We start from the raw sequence: 6,345 nt of genomic DNA, 5'->3' as shown, positions 1-6,345 counted from the left end.
CGCCGTGTGCGCGGCTCCCGAATCGGTGTCGTTCATAGGTCTTCCCCTTTCGGTGCGAGCGACGTGCTCTGCCGAGTGCATTTCGCGCGGTCACGCCGGCGCATAGCCCGAATTCACTGTATTTCTTGTAGTCGTATCTCGTTGCCCGCCGGGTCTCGGAAGGCGCAGTCGCGCACACCGTACGGCTGATCGATCGGCTCCTGCACGATGTCGGCGCCGGCGGCCTCGAGTTTCGCGAATGTGGCGTCCAAGTCTGTTGTTGCGAGGTTGACGCCGAAGAAGGTGCCCTTCGCGATGAGCTCGAAGATCGTGCGCTTCTCATCATCTGTGACACCCGGTGTCGCCTCCGGCGGATAGAGCACGATGTTCGTGTCCGGCTGGCCCAGCGGGCCGACGGTTATCCATCGCATGCCTTGGTAGCCGACGTCGTTGCGAATCTCGAAGTCGAGCACGTCCCGGTAGAAGGCGAGCGATGCATCGGGGTCTGTCTGCGGCAGGTAACTGCTGTGAATTTTCATATTCATGCTGTTTACGTTCTTGTGCCCGAAACCGATCGGTTTCGCCGAAGCCGCAGTACTTCGAGACGCCATGCCCACAGCATAACGGGGTGCATGGGCAGCGGTGTCTCGTCGCGGCGTCGGTCGTTCCCTCCGACCTGCTGTGCCATTGATTCTCCGTTCACCACCAACGATCATGGCGCTGTCAGGAGCCCGAGGCATCCCCCTTACGGGTGATGTTCCGTTAACGCAAGCTGACTTGCGCAGACCCCGATGATGAAGGATCGTAGTCACGCACGATGACGACGGCCTCCGTTGCATCGCCGCCACCGAAACGGGAGTCGGAGAATTCGACGAGAGCATTCAGGCTCTCGCCCCCGTCATCGTCGTAGTCCCGGAGGCCCATGCTGGGGATCGACACCCACACCTTCGGGTCTCCGCTCGCGTTCGATGTCTCGAGCACTTCGCTGCCGGTCTGCAGGTCGACGATCAGAATGGCGGCTTGATCGGCCTCCCAGTCGACAGAGAGTTCATCGCCCGGGGAGATCGTCTGCGTACCCGTGCGAAGCTCCAGGACGAAATCGGCCGAAGCGCTGCTGTAGGTCGTTAAGTCCACTTGATACGTGCCCGCTTCCAGCACGTGCGCGATCGTGGGGTCGAAACTGCCCAGCTCCTGGTTGAAGGAGAACGCTTCGATGTTTGGGAAGGCGTCATCGACGAACTCCGAAACCCCTTCGCCCTCGAGCGACATCTGGAGATCCCCGCCGTCCGGTGAGTAGGCGCCGAGCACGACAGCGCTGCGCTCGGTCAGCTGGAAGTGGACCGTTTCTGCCCCGTCTGCCGGCACCCGGCCCGTTGCGGACTGGCCATTCGCTTCCAGCATTTCCGCGCCATCCGGTGCAGTATCCGGCGCGTCGTTATCGGGGGACGATTCATCCGGGATGCCCTGGGCATGCTCTGCCCAATGCACAAGGGGAAAACACCCGCTGAGCACGAAAAGACTCGCTGTTGCGATGGCCGCGAGCGCTACGCTGCGACGAGTTCGGACCTTGCTCGACATCATTGCTGACTCCCCTCGATTGAGCCACGTTCGAACCTAGCAGCCCCAGCTCGACGTGATCACCGCAGCGCGTCGGTTTCTCTGAGAAATGCGAATCATTCTCGCGGAGCGTAGATTGCCTCCCCATTAGCCGTCGGTGCCGGTGGCGCGCAGCCTGTCGTAGAGACCGAAGTCCATGAAAAGGTCGACGATCTTGCCGATCGGCAGCGACCGGACGGCGTTCTGGAGTTCGCTGTGCGAGCGTTCCTGGCCCCAAAGGGAGTCTTCGATCGCAAGTTCGAGACTCGGTGAATTTCGGAAGTCGGCGCTGCTGTTGTGCGCAGCCTGCGTTCGAAGTTCGCTGTTGTCGATCATCTGCGCGACGAGGTTTTCGATGAAGCTGACCTGATAGTCGGGGCTCGCGTCGAGATCACCGAAGTACTGGTTCACCTTTTCGATCAGCTCGGCCTTCGGGGAACGATCTCGTTCGCGAATGCGTGCGAGTCCCGCTTCGGTCATGCCACGCAACCCCTGGGCCTCACCCGAACCAAGATCAAGGTCTTCCTCCTTGATCTTTTCGAGCTTGAAGTGCGTCAATACGATGTCGGAAACATCGACGGCGCCGGGATTCCCGCTAGCACCGAAGTCGCGCAGCTTGCGGAACAGCAGGTCGGCGAATACCGAGAGCTTCTCGTAGCGGGGGTCACCGAAGTGCAGGATCTGCGAGAAGAACGCGTACGCTTTCACGTACTGCCCGAGCGTCGACCTGAAGTCTTCTAGGCGGCCCCGCGCTTCCTGGTCTTCATCCTGCAGCGCCTGCTGCCATCGCACTGCGAACCGTTGCACTGCGGGGTCGAGGTGGCCGGCGAGCCGGGTGTGCTTGCCCTTCGTCGATATCCACTCTTCGTAAACGAGGTTGACTTCTGCCTGCGTGTAGATGTTCTGGCTGTCGAGCTTCAGCAGTAGGTCGGCAACGAGGTCGGGGTCTGACTCCTCCTGAATCCTCGCGTCTTCGTAGTACTCCTTGAACGCGGCGAGGATTTCTGCCGGCTCGTTTACGAAGTCGAGCACGAACGTGTTCTCTTTGCCGTCCATTCTGCGGTTCAGGCGAGACAGTGTCTGCACGGCCGTGATGCCCGAGAGCTGTTTGTCGACGTACATCGCCACGAGCTTCGGCTGATCGAACCCGGTCTGGTACTTGTTCGCGACGATCAGGATGTGCTGGCCGTCCTGCGCGAACACTGCCTCGAGATCCCGCCCCTTCAGTTCGGGGTTCATGGACGCCTCGGTGACTTTCGGGCCCTCGACACCCGGCAGGGTGGAGACGTCGGGGTCGGGTACTTCGCCCGAGAAGGCGACGAGGGTCTTCAACGGCAGGTTCTTCTCTTCGATGGCCTTCTCGAAGGCTCGCGCGTACGACACTGCTGCCGATCGAGAGGAGGTCACGACCATGGCCTTCGCTCGGCCGCCGAGCTCCTTGCTCACGGTGTTCTTGAAGTGTTCAAGAATGACGTCGACCTTGGATGCGACGTTCGTGGGGTGCAGTTCGACGAAGCCGATGTAGGCGCGCGTGCCCGAACGGACGTCGATGCCCTCCTCGTCATCTCCGCCTTCGGCGCCCTTCTGCGCGATGCGGGCAGCCATCTCGTACGACGTGTAGTTCTTCAGCACGTCGAGGATGAAGCCCTCTTCGATCGCCTGCTTCATCGAGTACAGGTCGAAGGGAACCGGTTTGCCACCGTCAACGGGCTTGTCGCCGAAGAGGTTGAGTGTCTTCTCCTTCGGTGTCGCCGTGAACGCGAAGAAGCTGATGCGGTTGTCTTCGTCGGTGTGGGCGGCCATCGCGACCAGGGCGTTCTGGTCGGCGTCGGCATCCCCTTCTGCATCCCGGTGTTGATCGGCGTCGAAGTAGAGCAGCTCTTTGAGTGCTTTCGACGCATCGCCGGACTGCGAAGAGTGAGCCTCGTCGGCGATCACGGCGAACCGTTTGCCGGCGAGCGCGCCGCCTTGCTGCTGGATTTCGCGCAGTGCGTACGGGAAGGTCTGCAGGGTTACGCCGACAATCGGAACACCGGAGCTGAGTGCCTCGACGAGCTGCTGCGTCTTCGACCCCTCGGTTCCCGACGTGATCGGCTGAAACGTGCCTGTGGCGTTGACGAGCTGATCGACGGCATCGTGCAGTTGACGGTCGAGCACCTGCCGGTCGGCGATGACGATGACGCCGTCGTACACTTTCTTGCCGTCGGGTGCGTGCAGGGAGGCCATGCGGTGCGCCGTCCAGGCGATCGAATCGGTCTTGCCCGAGCCCGCGGAGTGCTGAATGAGATAGTTCCGCCCGGGCCCGTGTTCGAGCGCGGATGCCGTGAGCCGTGTGACAGCGCGCCACTGGTGGTAGCGGGGGAATCTGATCTGCGAACGCTCCGTTACCCTGCCGGTGAGCGGGTCGGTCTGCTTCTCGTGGTTCGTGTAGATGAACTTCGCCAGGATGTGCAGCCACGCGTCGCGTTCGAGTATTTCCTGCCAGAAGAACGACGTGCGCGCCCCACCGGTGACGGGCGGGTTGCCCTTACCGTTGTCGTGGCCTTTGTTGAACGGCAGGAAGACCGTCTCCTCTCCCTTGAGGTGGGTGGTCATCGCGATCTCGGTGTCGGAGAGCGCGAAGTGCACGAGTGCTCCCCTGCCGGAGATAAGCAGCGGCTCGCCCTGCGGCTTGCGGTCGGATCTGTACTGGACGATGGCTTCTTCGAGCGCCTGCGTGAACGATGTCTTGATCTCGATGGTTGCGACCGGGAGGCCGTTGCAGAACAGGACGAGGTCGATGCGGCTCGCCTTCTTCGCCGAGTAGACGACCTCCTGCACGACCCGCAAGCGGTTCTTCTTGTACCGTTCGATGAGTTTCGGGTTGCGGTCGTCAGCTGGGGGCATCTGCAGCAGACTGAATCGGCTCTTCGCGCCGGGGAGGTCGAACCCCTTGCGCAGGACGTTGAGGGTGCCGCCGCCGTGGGCTTCCTCTGCTGCAAGGAGCTTTGCGACACGGTCGAGGATGCGCCGTTCGCCCTTTGCGCGCACCTCGCCGGTCGCGGCTTCCGGAACGATCTTGGCGTAATTGTCTGCGTCTGTCTCTTCGAGCCAACCGAGGAGGTCTTCGGGGAAGAGCGCTCGCTCCTTGTCGTAGCCCTGCGAGTTCTCGGAGCTCAGCCAGCCGCGCGCAGCAAGGTATTCTGCGATCTCGGCTTGCAGCCGGAGCTCGTGGTGGATGCCGGTCATCGTGCCTCCGCAAGGTCGTCTTCGAGCTGTTCGGCAGCGGGCTTGTGGTGTGCGGTTACGTCGATCTGCCCCGTGACTGCAGCGGAGATGAGAGCAGCGCGACGTTCTTTTGCGAGGGCTACTGCGCGGTTCACGTCAGCGAAGAGAGTCTGATTGATGCCCTCACCAACGTCGAGGTGCCTGACAGCTTCTTCTTGTTCCTGTCGTCCTGGCACATGCAATTGAACACTCAGAAAGTCCTCGTAACTGAGGTTCTGCATCGATGCGCTCGCGCCGACACTTCGGAGTCGGGCTTGCTCAAGGTACATGCGAGAACGCATCGCGTAAGCGATGTACTTGTTCGATGCGTCGAAGTCGATTTGCCATAGCTTGTCAGAAAGAAACCGGTCGTCACGACTAGCTGACACGTACGCAGCAGACCCAACGAGTGCTGGTGTATTGGCTCGGTTCACGAGCACCCTGTCCTCCACGAGCGGAGTTGCTAGACGCTGAACCTCCGCTTCTTCGAGAACAGCCTTGTTTTCTTCCAAGTCGAGGTAGCCCTTAGACACCGCGCCAGTTTTCAATACCCCTGGCTCTTCGCCGACGGCCGGTCGGCCAGCTGCGTTCACACTGACACCAGAAGAACGGATCGGACGCAGCCTTCGAATCGGCAGTATTGGACCAAGGGTCACATGATGTTCGAGGTCAGCTAAGTATCTTTCCCTCACCATGGATTCCAGCAACTCTTGATCGCGAATGAACGCATCGATCTCGGCGGTTTCGCGGTCGAGGTAGTCTGCGATTTGTCGTTGTTCTTCACTTTCCTTCCAAGGAATTGCTGTCGCGGCTACAGCGTTCGCATTTACTTCCGGAAATGTGGTGCCACTCCCGCGGGACTTCAGCTCCCCCAAACTGGATTCGACGGCGTATCGCAAGAATCTTGGGTCGTGTTCGCTGCTACAAAGCCTCAGTCCCTTACAACCCTGGTTGAAAGCGGTTGGCTCACGAGTGATGACTGAGTACCCGATCGGTGCACGAGTCGACAGAAGAACCACGCGCTCTGGCACGACTGGTGTTCCATCTGCGACGCCCGCGGCCGTAACTGATCGCTCAGTCGAGAGTAAGGTGTGCCCGTTGTACCTACCGAGATCCACCGGAGTCGCCCACGGAATTGCTCCATCCCAGTTCAACTCTGCCGGCCCCGGCGTACCCCCATTTGTGACATCTGCGATTCGCCGGATAGGTATCCAGCCCTGTCGCATATGACTGCTCACGCCTTCACCTGCTCTAGTCGGGCACGGATACGGCCGAGCACTTCGTCGAGATCGCGGTCGATCTCCTCGAGCGGCCGCGGTGGCACGTACCTGTAGAAGTGGCGTGTGAACGGTATTTCGGCGCCGATCTTGGTTTTCGACTCGTCGATCCAGGCGTCGGGAACAAACGGCTTGACCTCGCGCTCGAGGTAGTCGTGGACGTCTTGGTCGTAGGGCACATTCTCGGTGTCACGCAACGCGGTGCTCGGGGCCGGCGCACCCGACTTCATGACGAGTTCGCCCTCGT

General features: G+C 60.9%; 5 protein-coding genes and 1 pseudogene. All 6 read right to left on the bottom strand.

What is annotated here, in order from left to right:
• Positions 1-113 precede the first annotated feature (113 nt).
• Entirely contained in the window at positions 114-524 is a 411-nt protein-coding gene (locus Q0O95_RS12780; protein WP_293699359.1) for a VOC family protein, read from the bottom strand.
• Positions 525-529: 5 nt separating this feature from the next.
• Positions 530-667, bottom strand: a complete 138-nt coding sequence (locus Q0O95_RS12775) for a hypothetical protein (RefSeq protein ID WP_293699357.1) — start codon at positions 665-667, stop codon at positions 530-532.
• 74 nt (positions 668-741) lie between these two features.
• Entirely contained in the window at positions 742-1,560 is an 819-nt protein-coding gene (locus Q0O95_RS12770; RefSeq protein WP_293699355.1) for a hypothetical protein, read from the bottom strand.
• A 123-nt stretch (positions 1,561-1,683) separates the two neighbouring features.
• Positions 1,684-4,803, bottom strand: coding sequence for a type I restriction endonuclease (locus tag Q0O95_RS12765; protein ID WP_293699353.1), 3,120 nt, complete (start codon positions 4,801-4,803; stop codon positions 1,684-1,686).
• On the bottom strand, positions 4,800-6,047 hold the full coding sequence (locus tag Q0O95_RS12760; RefSeq protein WP_293699361.1) for a restriction endonuclease subunit S: 1,248 nt from the start codon (positions 6,045-6,047) through the stop codon (positions 4,800-4,802). The genes Q0O95_RS12765 and Q0O95_RS12760 overlap by 4 nt, the downstream gene beginning before the upstream one ends.
• 8 nt (positions 6,048-6,055) lie before the next feature.
• Positions 6,056-6,345, bottom strand: a pseudogene (locus Q0O95_RS12755) (SAM-dependent DNA methyltransferase); the annotation flags it as partial.

This window comes from uncultured Agrococcus sp. (genome assembly GCF_945915485.1).
Classification (GTDB): Bacteria; Actinomycetota; Actinomycetes; order Actinomycetales; family Microbacteriaceae; genus Agrococcus.
The sequence above is the reverse complement of the archived record's forward strand: the minus strand, read 5'-3'. Positions and strand labels throughout refer to the sequence as shown.